The organism is Streptomyces sp. NPDC050610, from assembly GCF_040654875.1.
Classification (GTDB): Bacteria; Actinomycetota; Actinomycetes; order Streptomycetales; family Streptomycetaceae; genus Streptomyces.
On the sequence record NZ_JBFAIV010000003.1, the window covers coordinates 90,795 to 107,947 of the forward strand.

Annotated in this window: 16 protein-coding genes; 3 read left to right on the top strand and 13 right to left on the bottom strand. The window is 71.2% G+C overall.

Annotation, left to right across the window (positions count from 1 at the left end):
- Positions 1-167: 167 nt before the first annotated feature.
- The 8 genes from AB0I22_RS04755 to AB0I22_RS04790 all read right to left on the bottom strand — a co-directional run bounded on the left by AB0I22_RS04755 (position 168) and on the right by AB0I22_RS04790 (position 7,127).
- Positions 168-326 (bottom strand): hypothetical protein, encoded by a 159-nt coding sequence (locus AB0I22_RS04755; protein ID WP_363129182.1) that lies wholly within the window; start codon positions 324-326, stop codon positions 168-170.
- Complete coding sequence (locus AB0I22_RS04760; RefSeq protein WP_363129183.1) at positions 319-747, bottom strand: class II fructose-bisphosphate aldolase; 429 nt, start codon at positions 745-747, stop codon at positions 319-321. The genes AB0I22_RS04755 and AB0I22_RS04760 overlap by 8 nt, the downstream gene beginning before the upstream one ends.
- A gap of 63 nt (positions 748-810) precedes the next feature.
- A complete protein-coding gene (locus tag AB0I22_RS04765) occupies positions 811-2,124 on the bottom strand; it encodes an alpha-glucosidase/alpha-galactosidase (RefSeq protein ID WP_363129184.1) in 1,314 nt (437 codons plus the stop codon).
- Positions 2,121-2,843 (bottom strand): carbohydrate kinase family protein, encoded by a 723-nt coding sequence (locus AB0I22_RS04770; RefSeq protein ID WP_363129185.1) that lies wholly within the window; start codon positions 2,841-2,843, stop codon positions 2,121-2,123. Before AB0I22_RS04770 ends, AB0I22_RS04765 begins: the two co-directional genes overlap by 4 nt.
- A gap of 101 nt (positions 2,844-2,944) precedes the next feature.
- A complete protein-coding gene (locus AB0I22_RS04775; protein ID WP_363129186.1) occupies positions 2,945-3,829 on the bottom strand; it encodes a carbohydrate ABC transporter permease in 885 nt (294 codons plus the stop codon).
- The gene (locus AB0I22_RS04780) at positions 3,826-4,779 is read right to left on the bottom strand and encodes a sugar ABC transporter permease (RefSeq protein ID WP_363129187.1); all 954 of its coding nucleotides are present in this window, start codon (positions 4,777-4,779) and stop codon (positions 3,826-3,828) included. The genes AB0I22_RS04775 and AB0I22_RS04780 overlap by 4 nt, the downstream gene beginning before the upstream one ends.
- A gap of 9 nt (positions 4,780-4,788) precedes the next feature.
- Positions 4,789-6,120: an extracellular solute-binding protein gene (locus AB0I22_RS04785; protein WP_363129188.1), complete on the bottom strand. Its 1,332-nt coding sequence runs from the start codon at positions 6,118-6,120 to the stop codon at positions 4,789-4,791.
- Positions 6,121-6,308: 188 nt separating this feature from the next.
- Complete coding sequence (locus AB0I22_RS04790) at positions 6,309-7,127, bottom strand: endo alpha-1,4 polygalactosaminidase (RefSeq protein ID WP_363129189.1); 819 nt, start codon at positions 7,125-7,127, stop codon at positions 6,309-6,311.
- Positions 7,128-7,400: 273 nt separating this feature from the next.
- On the opposite strand from AB0I22_RS04790, the gene AB0I22_RS04795 reads away from it, so the two are divergent.
- From AB0I22_RS04795 to AB0I22_RS04805, 3 genes are all read left to right on the top strand, one after another.
- Entirely contained in the window at positions 7,401-8,162 is a 762-nt protein-coding gene (locus AB0I22_RS04795; RefSeq protein WP_363129190.1) for a DeoR/GlpR family DNA-binding transcription regulator, read from the top strand.
- 482 nt (positions 8,163-8,644) lie between these two features.
- Positions 8,645-9,859: a methyltransferase gene (locus AB0I22_RS04800; RefSeq protein ID WP_363129191.1), complete on the top strand. Its 1,215-nt coding sequence runs from the start codon at positions 8,645-8,647 to the stop codon at positions 9,857-9,859.
- Between the two features lie 169 nt (positions 9,860-10,028).
- Positions 10,029-10,370 (top strand): hypothetical protein, encoded by a 342-nt coding sequence (locus AB0I22_RS04805; protein WP_363129192.1) that lies wholly within the window; start codon positions 10,029-10,031, stop codon positions 10,368-10,370.
- Positions 10,371-10,543: 173 nt separating this feature from the next.
- Here the strand turns inward: AB0I22_RS04805 and AB0I22_RS04810 are convergent, their stop codons facing one another.
- The 5 genes from AB0I22_RS04810 to AB0I22_RS04830 all read right to left on the bottom strand — a co-directional run bounded on the left by AB0I22_RS04810 (position 10,544) and on the right by AB0I22_RS04830 (position 16,824).
- Positions 10,544-12,304: a non-ribosomal peptide synthetase gene (locus AB0I22_RS04810; protein WP_363129444.1), complete on the bottom strand. Its 1,761-nt coding sequence runs from the start codon at positions 12,302-12,304 to the stop codon at positions 10,544-10,546.
- A 75-nt stretch (positions 12,305-12,379) separates the two neighbouring features.
- Positions 12,380-13,882, bottom strand: a complete 1,503-nt coding sequence (locus tag AB0I22_RS04815; protein ID WP_363129193.1) for a tryptophan 7-halogenase — start codon at positions 13,880-13,882, stop codon at positions 12,380-12,382.
- A complete protein-coding gene (locus tag AB0I22_RS04820; protein WP_363129194.1) occupies positions 13,860-14,777 on the bottom strand; it encodes an alpha/beta fold hydrolase in 918 nt (305 codons plus the stop codon). The genes AB0I22_RS04815 and AB0I22_RS04820 overlap by 23 nt, the downstream gene beginning before the upstream one ends.
- Before the next feature lie 67 nt (positions 14,778-14,844).
- Positions 14,845-15,618 carry an iron-containing redox enzyme family protein gene (locus AB0I22_RS04825; RefSeq protein WP_363129195.1) on the bottom strand — a complete coding sequence of 258 codons (774 nt, stop codon included), beginning with the start codon at positions 15,616-15,618 and terminating at the stop codon, positions 14,845-14,847.
- A 69-nt stretch (positions 15,619-15,687) separates the two neighbouring features.
- A complete protein-coding gene (locus tag AB0I22_RS04830; protein ID WP_363129196.1) occupies positions 15,688-16,824 on the bottom strand; it encodes a glycine amidinotransferase in 1,137 nt (378 codons plus the stop codon).
- Positions 16,825-17,153 lie beyond the last annotated feature (329 nt).

Here is a 17,153-nt window from a genome sequence, read left to right on the forward strand (position 1 = left end):
GCGGCCTGAGCGCGGTGGAGTACACGGCCGTCGGGCCGGTGGCATCGGCGCGATCCGCCGGCGAGCGGCGCCCGCGTGCCCGGCCGCACCTGAACCGTCGGCGCGGACGCGGAGCTTGGTCTGCCGGACGTACTCCCGGTGTCTTCCGGCACGCGGCCGCCGGTGCCTCAGGCGAGGACCGGACCTGGCTGCGAGGCCGCCGGGGCCGGTGCGGGAGAGGCGAAGAGCCGCAGTAGCCGGGCGACTTCGGCGGCCGCCGTCTCGCGCCCCCGGCTCACGTAGCGCCGGGGGTCGAGGACGGGCCCGCTGTCGAGTACGTCACGCACGGCCGTGGTGAAGACCGCGTTGAGGTGCGTCGAGATGCGTCAAGATGTTGATCTTGCGGATTCCGGCGGCCGCCGCCGCGGCCAGGGTCGCGGCGGCGGCCCCGGACGAACCGTGCAGGACGAGCGGCACCGGCACCGCGGCGCGCAACTCCCTTACGAGTTCCGGGCCGAGGCGGGCGGTGCGCTCCGTCATGTCGTGCGAGGCGCCGACGGCCACCGCGAGGGCGTCCACGCCCGTGTCCGCCACGAACCGCACGGCCTCGCCGGGGTCCGTACGCACCCCCGGCGCGTGGGCGCCGTCCTCGCCGCCGATCTCGCCCAGCTCCGCCTCCAGGAACACGCCGTGCTCCCGGCAGTGGTGCGTGATGCGGCGGGTGTTGGCGACGTCCTCCTCCCAGGACAGGGCGGCGCCGTCGTACATCACGGACGTGAAACCGAGAGCGGCCGCCGCCTCGACCCGTTCGGGAACCGGGCCCGCCCCGGATCAGTCGTCGGCCAGCGCGACCCGCAGCGACGGCTGGAGGAGGTCCCCGTGGGCGCGGACCATGTCGTCGCAGAGCCGCCATATCTGGTCCACGGTAAGCGTGGCGGCGGTGGCCGGGTCGGTCATGGCCGCGTGCCGGATGTGCCGCGGATCGTTGTCGACGGCGGCGCGTACGACGAGGTTGTTCATGCTCAGATACGTGCGGTTGAGGGCGGCCAGCTGCGGCGGCAGGGCGCCGGCGCGGGTCGGCTGGACGCCTGCCGCGTCGACCAGGCAGGGCACCTCGACCACGCCGTGGGCCGGGAGGTTGTCGATCAGGCCGCGGTTGGGGACGTTCCCGTAGATGGTGCGCGGGGTGCCGGTGACCATGCTGTGGATGACCTGCGGGGCGTACTCCATGGTGCCCTCGACGGTGAGCGGGGCCCCGGCGGCGAGGGCGTCACGGGTCTGGTGGTACTCGGCGACGTTCTCGTCGACGATGCCGACGTAGGCGCCGATCGGGAGGCGCAGCCGGTCGATCTCGCTGTCGTGGTGCAGGTACCACGGCACGTACTCCGAGGAGTGCTCGCTGGTCTCGGTCGGGTAGTAGCCGAGCCGCCGGTACATGTCGACGCGCACCCGGCGCCGCAACTGCTCGTCCTTGGCGATGAGTTCGTCGAGGCGGCGGTAGAGGTCGGTGCCGTTGTGCTCGAAGCGCAGCACCCATGCCTGGTGGTTGACGCCCGCGGCCTGGTAGGTGATCTCCTCGTAGGGGACGTCCACGAGCTTGGCCAGGTCCTGCATGGTCCAGTACACCGAGTGGCACAGGCCGACCACCTTGGTCAGGCCGGTGGCCTCGGTGAGGTACTGGACGTTCATGGCCATCGGGTTGGTGTAGTTGAGCAGCCACGCGTCGGGGCAGAGTTCGGTGATGTCCTCGCCGAGCTGCTTGAGGAACGGGAAGGTGCGCAGGGCGCGGAAGATGCCGCCGATGCCGAGGGTGTCGCCGATGGTCTGGCGCACCCCGTGGCGGGCGGGGACGTCGAAGTCGGTACGGGTCGACTCGCCCATCCCGATCTGCACGATGTTGATGACGAAGTCCGCGCCGGCCAGGGATTCGCGGCGGTCCGCGTGGGCGGTGATGCGGGCGTCGGCGTCGAGTTCGCGCGCGATGTAGCGGGCCGCGGCTTCGGCGGTGGTCAGCCGCTCGGCGTCGATGTCGTGCAGGGCGATGTGCGCGTTCTTCAGCTCGGGGAAGGCGAAGAGGTCAGCGAGCAGCCCCTGGGTGAAGACGACGCTTCCGGCGCCGATGAATGCGATCTTGGGCTGGGTCATGACGTGAGCGCTCCGATGGGAGAGAGGTGGTTGAGGGCTTCGTCCCAGGTGGGCTGGGCGGCGGTGCCGCCGTGGGCCCTCGTGGACAGGGCTCCGCAGACGGCTGCGAACCGCAGTGCCTGGTGCGGAGGCTGGTGCTGGAGAGTGGCGGCGATGAATCCGGCGTCGAAGCTGTCCCCGGCGCCGACGGTGTCCGTCGGCGTCACGGGGATGCCCGGTGCGCTCATCAGTGTGCGGCCGTCGTGGCACAGGGCGTCGTCCGAGCCGTTCTTGACGGCTACGAGCGGCACGCGGCCGGCGAGGACCGCGGCGGCCTGCCGCGGCGTATCGGCGGTGGGACCGGCGAGGCGCATCGCCTCCTGGGCGTTGGGCAGCAGGATGTCGGTCTCCGCGAGGACCGCGTCGAGGGCGGCCCCGTCCCAGCGTCCCGACGGGTCGTCCTGGGTGTCCAGGGACGTCGTGGCGCCGTGCGCGCGTGCGGCGCGCAGCGGCTCCGGCAGGTCCTCGGCGAGCTTGGGCTGCGGGAAGTACGAGGCGGCGTGGACGTGCCGGCTCGCGGCGAACAGCTCGCCGGGCACGTCGCGGCCGCTGGTGGCGGTGAGGGAGCCGGAGTCGGTGAGCTGTTCGCGCCGGCCGAAGGCGAGCGGCTCGGCGAGCGGGCCGAGGACGACATCGGGGTTGGCGTCCCCGATGACGAGCAGGTCGTACGCGGTGGGCATCGCGGTCCTTAGAACGGGTGCGGCGGCGGGCGGTCGGCCTTCGGGACCGCCGGAGGCGACTGGGCGGTCAGCCCTTGAGGCCGCTGGAGGCAACCGGGCGGTCAGCCCTTGAGGCCACTGGAGGCGACCGAGCGGATGAAGGCCTTCTGCGCGAAGAGGAACGCGACGAGCACCGGAAGGATCGTCAGGACGTTGCCCGCCATCACCGCGGACCACCTGGTGTGGTGCTGCCCCTGGAAGGTGGTCAGGCCCAGTTGCAGCGTGTACTGCGTGTCGTGGTTGATGGCGATCAGTGGCCAGGTGAGGTCGTTCCACGTGGTCAGGAAGGTCAGCACCGCGACGGTGGAGAGCGCGGGCCGCGCGAGGGGCAGGATGATGGAGGAGATGACGCGCAGCCGGGAGCAGCCGTCGATCCAGGCGGCCTCCTCCAGTTCCCGGGGCAGTGACAGGAAGAACTGCCGCAGCAGGAACACCGCGAACGGCGTGACGAGGGCGGGCACGATCAGCGCGCCGAGGGTGTCGATGAGCCCGAGCTTCTTCATGACGAGGAAGGTGGGGATCATCGTGAGCTGGAACGGGATCGCCATCGTCGCCATCATCAGGACGAGCAGGAACCGCGAGCCGAAGAACCGCATCCGGGCGAACGCGTAGCCGCCGAGCACGCCGAACACCAGGTTGGAGGTGACGGCGACCGCGGAGACGATGACCGAGTTCAGCAGCCAGCGCACGAACTTGGCGTTGCCGAGGACGTAGCTGTACCCGCCGAAGTCGATCTTCGAGGGCCAGAGCGCCGGCGGGAAGCGGTTGATCTCGGCGTTGCTCATGAACGAGCTCAGCAGCAGCCAGATCAGCGGCAGCGCGAACAGCAGGCCCAGCGGCGCGAGCACCAGGTGCCAGCCGCTGAACGGGAGCCGGAAGCGGCGCCGTTCGGCCGGCAGGGCGCTCGGACGGGAGGAGACCCGTGACTCGGTCGTGGTCGCGGTCATGAGGCGGCTGCTTTCGTACGACGGGGGGTGCGCTCGCGGCGGACCACGCGCATCACGACGCCCACGACGATCAGCGCCACGGCGAGGACGTAGGCGGCGGCGGCTCCGTACCCGGCGGTGAACTCCTTGAAGGCCTGCTCCCAGATGAAGTAGACGATCACGGTGGTCGATCCGAGGGGCCCGCCCTTGGTGGTCACGTAGACGAGGTCGAAGACCTGGAGGGACTGGATGGTCTGCCACAGCAGCAGGAACACGCTCACCGGCGCCAGCGAGGGCAGCGTCACGTGCCGCAGGATCTGCAGCCGGCCCGCGCCGTCCAGGCGCGCGGCCTCGACCAGGGACGGCTGGACGTCCTGCAGCGCCGCCAGGTAGATGACGGTGCACAGGCCCGTACCGCTCCACAGGGTGATGGCGACCAGGACGAGCAGCGCCTGCGAGGGGTCGGTGAGGAAGCCCTGCGGGGAGATGCCCAGGTGGTTCAGGACGGAGTTGGCCGCGCCGAACTGCGGGTCGAGGATGAAGGAGAACAGCACGCCCTGCGCGGTGGCGGAGATGACGAACGGGACGAAGAACAGCGTCCGGTAGAGCCCGACGAAGCGGATGCGCCGGTTGAGCGCGAGGGCCAGGGCGAGCCCGACGGCGATGCTCAGGGGCACGTACAGCACCGTGTAGAGCAGGGTGTTCCGCACGGCCTGGTGGAAGTTCGGGTCCTGGCTGAGCGCGTGGTAGTTCTCCAGGCCCACCCAGCGGCTCGGGGTGACGAGGTCATCGGCCTGGAAGGACAGCAGCAGCGACCAGATGACCGGCAGGACGCTCAGACCGAGGATGACGATCACGGAGGGCGTGATGAACGCCCAGGCCGTGGCCGACTCCTTGCGGCGCCGGCGGCGCAGGGCGCGCGGCTCCGACCGTTTCCGCGGCAGGGTCAGAGGCGAGGGGAGTTGGGGCATATCGGGTCCTCAGCGCGGTATGAGCAGGGCGGCGTTGGACTCCTCGGCGCAGGAGCGCACCGCGGCTGCGGGGCTCTTGCGGCCGAGCAGCACGGCGATGATGGCCTGCCCCAGGGAGCGCGAGATGCGCGGGTAGGCCGGGTGCACGGGGCGTACCCGCGCCGAGGTGACCGCTTCGGTGAACACGGACATGCCGGGCGTACGGGCGGCATGCTCGCGCCAGGCGGGGCGGTCCTCGCTGCGGCGGCTCAGCGGCAGGCTGCCCGCCTCGATGTCCCAGCGGCTGTCCTGGGCGGGCTGGGTCAGCCAGGAGGCGAATTCGAACGCGGCCTCCGCGCGGGCCTCGCCGTTGTCGAACAGCACCCAGGTGTCGGGCCCGGAGATGGTCACGGGGCGGCGGCTGAAGGTGGGCATCGGCACGACGTGGTAGTCGAGCTTCGCCTGGACGATGTCCGGAAGCGCCCAGGGAGCGGACAGCGACATGCCCATCCGGTCGGAGAGGAAGACCTGGTCCAGTTGCTCGCTGCCGGGCTTGGGGTCGATGTAGACGCTTTTGTCGTCCGCCAGTTTCTTGAGGACCTCCAGGGCGCGGGGGCCCGCCTTCTCGAAGCCGATGCTCTTCCCGTCCTCGGCGATGACGTCGCCGCCCAGGTCCCACACCAACGGCCACAGCCGCCACACCGTGTCCTCGTCACCGGTGCCGGGCCAGCCGGTGCCGAACCGCCCCTTGGCCGGGCTGGTGAGGCGGCGGGCGATGTCGGTGAACTCGTCCCAGGTCCAGCCCGGCTTGGGCAGGTCGACCCCGGCGTCGGCGAACACCTTCTTGTTGCAGACCACGGCCATGGCGTCGAGGAGGGCGGGCAGCGCGCGGACCTTGCCGTTGACGGTGACGGCCTCGCGGGCCGGCGCGTGGAAGTTGCGCCACGGCATCGGGCCCTGGTGCACCTTCTCGGTCAGGTCGACCACCTGCGGGCTGCGGGCCACGTTCGCGAGGTCGGAGCCGAAGATATAGGCGATGTCGGGGTAGGAGCCGGAGGCGAGCGCGGCGGTCACCTTCTGCAGCATGGTGTCGGACAGCACGCCGCCGCCCATGTCCACCCGGATCTTCGGGTGGGTGCGCTCGAACTCGGTGGCCAGGCTCTTCATGACCTTGGCGGCGGTGTCGTTCTGGCCGTGCCACATCTGGATCGTGACGCGGCCGTCGGCGCCGACCCCGCTCGCGGTGTCCGCCGCGCAGCCGGACAGGGCGCCGCCGGCCGCCGCCGCGAGGGCGCCGACGCCGCCGACGCGCAGCACACCGCGCCGCGACGGTCGGCCGGGCGCTCGGGGGACTGCTGTCATCACTACCTCCAGGGGTTTGGCGCCCTGCGTCGGGCCGGCGCCGCCGTGGGACGGGGCGGTGCCGGCGGGGAACATAGAAGGGGACGGCAAAGGGGGAGCGGAAGGGGAGGGGACGGTAAAGGTGGGCGGCGGAGCGGCCGGCACGCGGAAAACGCCGGGTTCCGGCCACCCGGAACCCGGCGCTCGACTCAGCAGGTCTTGCGGACGTACTCGCTGTCGCCCTTGGGGGTGACGTCCTCATCGCGCTGGACGATGCTCAGCTGGTCGCCCCAGGCGGAGCAGGCCTTGCTCATGCCCTTGTCCGTGTACTCGATGACGAAGACCCGGGAGCCGAAGGCCTTCGTGTACTTCTCGCACTCGTCGTACCGGCCGCACTCCTCGGCGACAGCGAAGTCCAGCCCGGTCGCCTTGTGGTCGGCGGCCAGGTCCGGGGAGTTCTTCTGCGCGACGGCCAGACCCTTGGCGTGGGCGTGCTGGGACAGGAGCGTGATGAGGCCCTTGGCCTGGTCTTTGTTCAGGAACTTCTTGTAGCGGTCGTACGTGTCGTAGTTGTCGGGCTCGACGGCCTGGAAGCCCTTGGCGGCGCAGGTGTCGATCCACCCGTTGACCTTGGCGGCGATCCGCTTCTGCTTGGCGGGGGTGCGGATGTCCAGGATGGCCTCGCCCCACTTGCCGTCGTAGACGACGTCACCGTTGCCGTCCTTGAGCAACAGGTCGGAGTCCCAGTCGCCCTCCTTCTTCGGCTGGGTCTGGAAGGCGTTGACGTAGCAGATGTTGTACAGACCGGGCGCGGGGTCCGCCGTGTAGTCGCGGCTGACGGCCTTCACGCCGGAGGGCGGGGTGTACGCGCCGCCGATCTGGTAATCGAAGTTGACGTGCGGCGTGGGCAGTGTGATGCCGGACTGGGCGGCCGACGCGGTGGCCGGGGCCAGCAGGCAGGCCGACGCGGTGGCCGAGAGGACCGCGGCGGCCGTCATGGACTTCCGCACCATGCGGTTGAAACTCATCGTTGAGCTCCAGCTGTGGAGGGGGCACGTCCCCGCCTCGGAACCCGGAAAGGGCCCTGGCGACTCAGTCCGGGCTCATGGCGTGGGGCCAACTACCGGCTGGGCGTACCTCTGCGCCAAGTGCTCGGCACCGGCGTTGTCAGGGAGTAAAGCGAGCGTATTCAGCCATGTCAATAGATCGGTTTTGACTTAACTACCGTCGATCCGCGCATCAGTACGCGCATTCTGTGCGCGTTCATGAGCGGACGTATTCGTCATGGCTATGCTCGCACCGTGCTCAGAAACGACCGCCACGCGCGGATACTCGACCACGTGGCCGCGCAGGGCAGTGCCGACGTGACGCAGCTTTCGCGGCTGCTCGGCGTCTCGGCGGCCACGGTCCGCCGCGACCTGCGGCACCTGAGCGAGCAGCGGCTCCTCGACCGTACGCACGGGGGCGCGCTCCCCAGCGGGCTGAGCATCGAACTGCCGCTCCAGCACCGCGCCGACCAGCGCTCCCCGCAGAAGCAGGCCATCGCGAGAGCGGCCGCCGCCCTCGTGCCCGACGGGGCGGTGGTCGGCCTGACCGGCGGCACCACCACCACGGAAGTGGCCAGAATCCTCGCCGACCGGGGGCCGGTCACGATCGTCACCAACGCCGTCAACATCGCGGCGAACCTGGTGCTCCGCCCCACCGTCACCCTGATCGTGATCGGCGGCACCGCCCGCAGCCAGAGCTACGAACTCGTCGGCCCCATCGCCGAGAAGACCCTCGCCGACCACCACACCGACATCGCGTTCCTCGGCGTGGACGGCATCAGCGCCGCCCACGGCTGCACCACACACGACCAGCTGGAGGCCGCCACCGACCGCGCCTTCGCCTTCCACAGCAGCCGTACGGTCGTGGTCGCCGACCACTCCAAGATCGGCAGAACCACCTTCGCCAAGATCTGCCCGACGGGCGACGTCCACACCCTCATCACCGACTCCGACGCGCCTACGGGGGAACTCTCGGCCATGGGCGACCTCGGGGTACGGGTCACCGTGGTCGGCTGAGGCTCAGCCGTACGACGCGGGGCCCGGCCGCCCTGCCCCACTCACACGCACCTGACCGGAGAAGCCCGCCACCTGCCGGAACGCGCACCGGCCGCCGTCGGCGGGCACTGAGCCCTACGGGCGCTCCCCGGGGGCGGGCGGCAGATCTGTATCTTCGCGGTCGGCTTCGTGTTCGCGACCGTGCGTTCGTGGCTCCGTGTTCACGACCGCGCGTTCACGGCCCTGGGTTCGCGACCGTGCCGTTCGCGGCCCCGTGTTCGACACGGACCGGCCAGGGGCGTGAGGTCATCTCCGAACCGCCCTCGGTACGCCCTGCCCGGCCGGGGCCGCGGCCTCTACCGTGAGAGCGGAAAGCGGGAGGTCAGGATGGATTGGAAGCACCGGTCGCCGATCGGGGACGACGGGCATCAGCCGAACCGGCCCGTGCCGCCGCCCCCGTCTCCCTCACCCGCTCCGTCGCCGGACGACCAGTAGCGGTGGCCGTGCCCGACACCGGTCCGGCCGCGGCCGATGGCGCGCCGACGCACCTGACGGAGGGGCTGCTCGGGCAGATCGCCGAGCAACTGCACCGGCCGGTTCCCGCTCCGTACGCGGACGCCCTGCGGACTGTGCCCCGCCACCTCTTCCTCCCCGACCGGGTGTGGGTCCGGGACGGGCACGGCGGCTACACGCCCCGCGACCGGCGAGCGGACCCCCGTGGGTGGCTGGCGGCGGCCTATACCGACACCCCGCTGGTCACCCGGTTCCGGACCGCCGCCGACGGGACCCGCCTCCCGTCGTCGTCCGCGTCCATGCCGTCCATGGTCGTCCGCGCCCTCGAACTGGCCGCCCTCGACGACGGCATGCGGGTCCTGGAAATCGGCACGGGCGCCGGGTTCAACGCGGCACTGCTGTGCGCGCGGCTGGGTGCGGACCAGGTGACGACCGTCGAACTCGACCCCGCCCTGTACGCCCAGGCCGGCCGCAACCTGACAGCCGCCGGGTTCGCGCCCCGCCGCGTCCTGGCGGACGGAGCCGCGGGCTGGGCTGCCGCCGCCCCCTACGAGCGGATCCTGGCCACCTGCTCGGTGCGCGCCGTACCGCCCGCCTGGCCGGCCCAGACCGCCCCTGACGGACGCATCATCACCCCGTGGGACAGCCCGTGGTGCTGCTACGGCACTCTCGCCCTGACCCGGCGCCCGGACGGCACCGCCTCCGGCCCGTTCACCGCCTTCGGCTCCTACATGGTGCTGCGCGGCCAGGACACCGACGTCGCACTCGACCGCGACCTCCTGCGCCCCGGCCGGAAACCGGACGAGACGCGCACGCCGCTCTCACCGTGGGCGGTGGCCGGTGGGGACCTCGACGCCGAGTTCCACCTCGGCCTGACCGTGCCCGGCGCCTGGTTCTCCTGGGACGACTCCCCCGAGCCCGACGCGGTGCACACCCGGCTGTGGATCGCCGACACCGAGGGGACGTCCTGGGCGAGCGTCGACTACGACGGCCTCGACGCCGCCTCCTTCCGGGTCCGCCAGCACGGACCACGCCGCCTCTGGCACGAGATCGAGACCGCCTACACCGCCTGGGACCGACTCGGACGCCCTCCGATCGACCACCACTCCCTGACCGTCACCTCCTGCGGCGCGAGCACCATCACCACCAGCCGCGCCCGCGCGGCCCAGGATGGCGGGGAACAACCCGGCATCGACCCTCCGTAGAGCCGGTATCGGTACCCGCGCCGCTGCCCGCCGTGCCCGGGCGCGCAGCGGCTTCCCGCGGCTCCGACCAGGTGACGGCGGGAATCGCGCGGCCGGGCATACCGGGATGCACCGGCACGGTCCGCCACACTACGAAGCCTCGCCGCCGCCGCGCCTCCCGGAGCCCGCCATGCCGCAACCCGCCACCGGACCGACCGAGGGCGAGACCTTCCCCGCCTTGTGCGGTCACACCCACCTGTTCCCGGACGCCCGCTGCCGGCTACAGGGGCTGCCCGATCCGCAGGGCTTCGCCGCCGCCCCTTGGCCTATCGGCGTGGACCTGCGCTTCTCCGATGCGGTGGGCGCCGACGCGGAGCTGCGTACCGACGACCCGGCGGGACCTCTCCTCGCTGTCCCGGCCTACACCACCGGCGCGGGCACGGAGATCGGTCAACGCACTTGGATCATCCGGGAGTTCAGCCCGAAGGGAAACGAGGTCGAGCTGACGATCGGCAGCCGGGCCGCGGCCTGATCACCTCCGCCCGGCCCGTAGGTCCTCAGCCGGCGTGTCAGCCGTACGGGCGTGGGTTCGCGGCCGGGCGGAGTGGACGGCGTCGGGTGCGCAGTGGCGAAGTCGCCAAGACGGTGGGCCTGTTGCTCGTTCCACCGCCCGTTCTCCCGCTGCCCGTTCACCCGCCGCCCGTTCTACTGCTCGCTCTGCCGCTCCAGCCACGCGTCGAGGGCCGCCACCGTCGGAGTGCGCAGTACCTGCCGCAGGCTCGGCCGGATGCCGAAGTGCGACGTCACGAGCCGGACCAGCCGGAAGGCGCGCAGGGAATCGCCGCCCAGTTCCAGGAAGTTGTCGTCGACGCTCACCTCGGGGACGTCGAGCACGGTGGCGAACAACGCGCACAGTCGCTTCTCCCGCTCGGTGCCCGGCGGGCGGCCCCGGCCGGTGGGGGCTGTCCGCCGGGGGGCGGGCAGCGCGTCGCGGTCCACCTTGCCGTTGGGGGTGAGGGGCAGGGCTGCCAGCACGACGACCGCCGCGGGGACCATGTAGGCGGGGAGGGTGGTCCCCAGGAGTTCAAGGATCGCTGGTTCGGAGGGGGCGTGGTCCGGCTCGGGCACCACGTAGGCGATGAGCCGATTCGTCCCGTCCTGGTCACGGACCGCCGCCACGGCGGCGCGGCCGATGCCGGGCTGCCTGCCGAGGGCCGCTTCGATCTCGCCGAGTTCGACGCGGAAGCCCCGTATCTTCACCTGGCCGTCCCCGCGCCCCACGTACTCCAACGCGCCCCCAGGACCGAGGCGCACCAGGTCACCGGTCCGGTACATGCGTTCGCCCGCCGGGCCGTAGGGGTCGGGCACGAAGCGCTCCGCGGTCGGGCCGGGGCGGTCCAGGTAGCCGCGCGCGAGGCCATGGCCCGCGACGTACAGCTCACCGGTCTCCCCCTCCGCCACCGGGGCGAGCGCGCTGTCCAGCACGTACGTCCTGGTGCCGGTGCGCGCCCGGCCCAACGGCAGGGAACGCCCGTTGTCCCAGGACTTCTCCACCACCAGGTGCGTGGCGAACAGCGTGGTCTCGGTGGGCCCGTACAGGTGCCGGACCCGGATTCCGGGGCAGGCCGCGAGGACCCGGTTCACCGCCTGGGGAGGGACCACGTCGCCGCCGGTGAGCACCTCCCGTACGGGGGCGAAGGCTTCCGGGGTGTCGTTCGCGAGGGCGGCGAAGAGGCCGGCGGTGACGTGCACCGCCGTGACGCCGTGCCGGGTCAGCAGGGAGTTCAGCAGCGCTCCGTCGAGGGGTTCGTCGGGGGCGACCACGATCCGTCCGCCGTTGAGCAGTGGTACCCACACCTCGTAGGTGGAGACGTCGAACGCGTAGGGCGCGTGGAAGAGCACGGCCCGGTGAGCGTCGTCGACCCAACTGGCGTCCGTGGCAAGGCCGATGACTGCCTGGTGGGTCACGGCGACGCATTTGGGGGCGCTCGTCGAGCCGGAGGTGTGCATGACGTACGCCAGGGTCTGGCCGTCCCCCGGCGCGGGTGGCGGCGCGTGCGGCGCCGGGTCCAGGGGCGGGTTCTCGTCGACGACGACGGTTTGCGCGTCGTGGTCGAAGCCGACGGGGTGGAAGCTCTTGTCGACGAGCAGGACGGCAGCCCTGGATTCGGCCGCCACCAGGGCGTGGCGGGCGGGCGGGTAGCCGGTGTGCAGGGGGACGTAGGCGGCCCCCGCCTTGAGGATGGCCAGGAGGGAGACGACGAGGGCGGGGGAACGCCTTTGGAGGATGGCGACGCGGGACTCCGCTCCCACGCCCAGGCTCAGGAGCCGGTGGGCGAGCCGGTCCGCGCGGGCGTCGAGCTCCGCGTAGGTGAGCGCGCGCTCGCCGTCCTCGACGGCGACGGCGTCGGGGCAGCACGCGGCCTGTTCCGCGAAGAGACCGTGGATCGTCGAGGGGCGCGGCATTCTCACGTGACAGATCGCCTTCCGGTGGGGAGCGCGGACGCCGCTCCGGGGGCCGTGGCCCCCGGGGGCGCGGGATCAGGTCCGGGGATCGGTCCAGTGCATGCCGTCGAGGGAGGGGACGAGGCCGTTCTCGCGGATGGGTTCGTCGTCGAAGCTCTCCCCCAGGGCGGCCTGCACCTGGACCTTGGCGCCGGCTTCGAGCGTCGCGTCGACGAACGGCGAGTCGAACAGGGCCCCTTCGTCGGAGGCGCCGCCGCCGACCAGTTCGACGAACGCCTCCAGGGGCGATCCGGTGGCGTGGGTGATCCGGCGGGCGGACCAGAAGTAGGAGTCCGAGTCCTGGCGCATGTCGTAGAAGGACATCAGGAAGTCGTGGAAGCGTCCGAACTCGTCGCGGTAGCGCGCCTCGAACTCCTCGAAGCACCGTGTCTCACTGGGGCTTCCGGCGCCGCCGCTCAGCACCGTGTTGATGGACCGGGCCGCCAGCAGCGCGCTGTAGGTGGACAGGTGCACGCCCGAGGAGAAGACCGGATCGATGAAGCAGGCCGCGTCGCCGACGAGGGCCATGCCCGGCCGCCAGAACTTCTCCTGGCAGTAGGAGTAGTCCTTGCGGACGCGGACCTCGCCGTAGGGCCCGGTGGTGACGCGGCGGGCGTCGGCCAGGTACGCGGCGATGAGCGGGCACTCCTCGATCAGCCCGGCCAGTGCCTTCTCGCGGTCGCCCTGGACCCGGTCCAGGGCGTCGTGATGCAGTACGGCGCCGACGCTGGTGAGCCGGTCGGTGAGGGGGATGTACCAGAACCAGCCGGAGTCGAAGGCAGCGCAGAGGATGTTCCCGCTGTTCGGTTCCGGGAGGCGGCTGCCGCCTTCGAAGTAGCCGAAGAGGGCGATGTTCTTGAAGAACTCGGAGTAGACGCGCCGGCCGCCGGTGCGGCCGTGGATGCGGCTGCCATTGCCGGAGGCGTCGACGACGAACCGTGCGCGGACCTCTCGGCGAGTGCCGTCGGGGTCGTCGAAGCGCACGCCGGTCACCCGCCGGTCAGAGTCGTCGGAGCGCACATCCGTCCCCCGCCCGTCAGGGTCGTCGGAACATTCGCCGGTCCCCCGCTCACCAGGGCCGTCGCGACGCGCATCCGTCCCCCGACCGCCCGCTTCCAGGACGTCCACGACCGGGCATCGCTCGCGGACTTCGACGCCCTTGCGGCGTGCGTTGTCCAGCAGGATCTGGTCGAACCTCATGCGCTCGACCTGGTAGGCCGTGGAGGTGGGGCCGGGGAATCTCGACGAGACGGCGAAGGCGAACGTCCACGGTTCCGGGTTCTTGCCCCAGCGGAAGGTGCCGCCGCGCTTGGTCGTGAAACGTGCCGCCTCCAGTTCGGGCAGGACGCCCAGGAGCTTGCCGATGCCGTGGACGGTGGCGGGCAGCAGGGACTCCCCGATCTGATAGCGGGGGAACCGTTCTTTCTCCAGGAGCAGCACCCTGGCCCCGCGCATCGCGGTGAGTGTCGCGACGGTGGAACCGCCGGGCCCGCCGCCGACGACGATCACGTCGTATTCAGGGTCCGTCGTACGGGGCATGGCCTGGCTCCTCGGGACGGGGGACGGCGTCGGGACACTCTGGACGCTCGGGATGCTCGGGATACTCGTACGGAATGCCGCTCGCGAGGAACCGCGGGCGGCTCGTGTTGAGGTAGTGGCCGCCCTCGGCGGTCCACTCGACGTGCAGGGCCGTACCGAACACGGCCCACTGCCGGGTGTCGCGCCGACGGTCCGCTACAGACCGGTCGTCCGCCGCGAGGAGCACGGTGACCGGGCAGCCGAGGGCGGCGGCGCCGTTCCGGCCGGCCTCGTGCCGGGCCGAGGCGAAGCAGTCCAGCGCGGTGAGGACGTCGTAGCGGAAGGCTCGTGCGATGTCGGCCCGTTCTTCGGGCGGCAGTTGGTCCGTTCCGGGCCGGTCGGCGTCAGCGTGGGGGACGGTTTCGGCTTCGGCGGCGAACCGGGCGAAGAGCTCCGCGTCCGTCAGGGCGGCGGCCGCGCGGGCGGGATGGCCGTCCGGGCCCGGGGCGGGAGGAAGGGCGGCCACGGCCACGAAGCGGGCGGGGGGACGGCCCATGGCGCGCAGGGCCATACCGGCGGTGAGGGCCGGCCCGGTGCCCGAGCTGTGCCCCAGCAACACCACATCCGTATCGCTCGGCACCGCCATGGCGATCTCCTGGGCCAGGTCCGCGGTGAGCCGGTCCGCCGGAACGGCCGGCCGGCCGTCGTCGCGGTCGCGCCCCGGCAGATCCGCCGCGAGCACCCGGAGCGGCTTGCCGGCCTCGTGCAGGGCGCGGGCGAAGGGAACGTAGCCGAACGCCCCGCCGCCGGCGTACGGCAGGCACACCACAGTGGCCGCCTCGGGAGCGGCCGTCAGACCCGCCGCCTCCGTCAGATCGGTCAGCAGCGGGCGACCGGCGCGCGGCGCTTCACTCACCGGAGCCCCGCCGGGGATATTTCGGCGACGGCCGGCCCGGTCGTATCTCCTTGTGCCGCGGCCGTGTTCACGTGCCCTGGGCGTCGGACGTAGCGCTTGCCGTGTCGCTCCCCTCAGCGACCGCCTTGTCGCTTGCCATGTCGCTCCCCTCAGCGACCGCCGCGGCGGCGGCGAAGAGCTGGCGGTACTGCTCCGTCCCCAGGTCGATGTAGATCTCCAGGTCCGCGTAGGCATCTGCCGCCGACCCGTAGGCCTCCACGGCCTGCGCGGTCGTCTGGAACATCATGTCGTCGTGGCCGTGGGAGTCGTCCAGTTCGATGTGGGCCTGTGCTCCCCTGGTGCAGGCGATGCCGAACTCCTTCGCCGCGGCGTCGGTGATGGCCTGCATATAGCGGTCCGACCACCACTCCAGATACCAGTCCCACAAGGCGACCGGCGCGGGCCCGCGCTCGTCGGTGGCCAGGCGCAGATAGCCCATGGTCTTCGCCGTCGCCGGAAGGACCCTGGTCGCGTCGATCTGCTCCAGGGAGACGCCGAGCCCCGCCAGGTCCTTCACGAACATGCCCTCGTGGCCGATCTCGTCCGCGAGGTAACGCGCGAGCTTGCCTGCGAGCCGGTAGTCGCCGGAGCTCGCCTTGTACAGGGCGTAGGCGTCGGCCACGTTGTTGAGCCGGATCTGCAGGACGACCTCGATCATGTACCGCTTGTAGAACTCGCGGTCGGTCCACGTGCCCTCGTGCCACTCGCGGAGCCTGGGCACGGCCCCGAACTGACGCTCCGTGAGTTCGAGGGCGAGGTTCTCCAGCTTCGCCCGGTCCAGTCTCTCCGTCGTCCTGTCCATCGTCGCTCTCTTCCCGTGGCCGAGGGGCTCGCTCTGTCATCGACGTCATCGACGGTCAGCGGACTGCGGTCAGCAGCCGTGGAGGTAGTCCTCCGGGCCGCCGTCCCGGACGGTGTCGAGGGTGAAGCAGTGGAAGCCGCCGCCGAACAGCCGCCGGTGCCGGTGGCGTACGGGCACGACGGTGAAGCGGTGCCGCTCCAGCGTCCGGACGAGCTCCGGGCACGCCTCGTTGACCAGCACGGTGTCGGGGCTGACGGACAGGACGTTCAGATCGATGAACGGGCTGGTCAGGATGAGGTCGTCATCGTCGTACGGCGGGAAGCTGTCCGACTGCGGCGGCGGGGCGACGATGAGGTCCCAGGCGCGCAGCCGCTCCGGCAGCACGTCGGCGATCTCCGCGGAGCGCACCAGCAGGGTGCCCGGACGCAGGGCGAGGACCATGCTGTCGATGTGGCTGTCGCTGATCCCGTACACCCGGTGGATGCGAAACCGGCCGTCCAGATGGCGTTCCAGCCAGTCGACGCCCAGGGCGTGATTGGCCGTCGAGATGTTGGCGACGATGTCCCGGCCGAGCCGCAGGCACTGCGCGGCGTCGAACATCATCTCGTGGCCGACGTCGTACGGGGACGCCTGCGGTTCGCCGATCGGTTCGGCCGTCGCCGTGCGTTTCGCGTAGGAGGGGTCGAAAGAGGCGTCGGTCATCAGCGGCCGGGGCATCACCGTCCACCGGGCGCCCTGACGGAAATAGTCGGCGAAGACCGGAGTGAGGAACTGCGTCTCGAAGTAGCGGGAACGGATCATCGGAGGCGTCTCGATGATCTCGTCGCCGACGATGAGCGTGTTGTCCCGCAGATTCAGGGGCGGCACCACGGCCGCCGACCAGGCGAGGGTCCGTACTTCGGTCGTACGGGCGTCCAGCTCCAGCGGCCGGAGGACGGTGACCGACAGATCCTCCAGGGTCTTGACGATGCCCTCGATGTCCTCGTTCAGCTCGTCGACATACCGCTGCTTGATCAGTGCGCGGCCGGTCGCGGCGGACTGCCCGCCGCCCGTGGTGAGCCGGGGATAATACCAGGTGGATTCGGCGAAGTTCTCGTGGAAGAACAGCTCGAACGACAGCTCGCGTTCATGGGAGGTGTAGTTCGACGCCGATCCGACCACGACCTCACGCAGTGGCGACCATTCGTCGTAGCTGTTCAGCCGCATCGATGGGCTCTCCTCGGGGCTTCGAAAGGGCCTGGGTGTCGCGGAAGGGCCTGAGTGTCGCGGACGTGCGGTGCTGCCGGGGGCCTGGGCTTTCAGCGGCCCGCGAGACGCCGGGCGCACCCCATCGCGAGCAGCGGAAACGACATCGCGGCGGTGGGAACGGCGGCGGGTAACGAAGATCACCGAATCCCGATACCCGATAGCGGACGCCGGGACTGATGAATGGATGGGTGACGGAGTGCCGAGGACTGGCGGGTTTCCCTTTATACAGAGCGGCCAGGAGGTTCGGCAATGCCCAATCCGAAGATCCCGACTTTCCTCCACGGAAG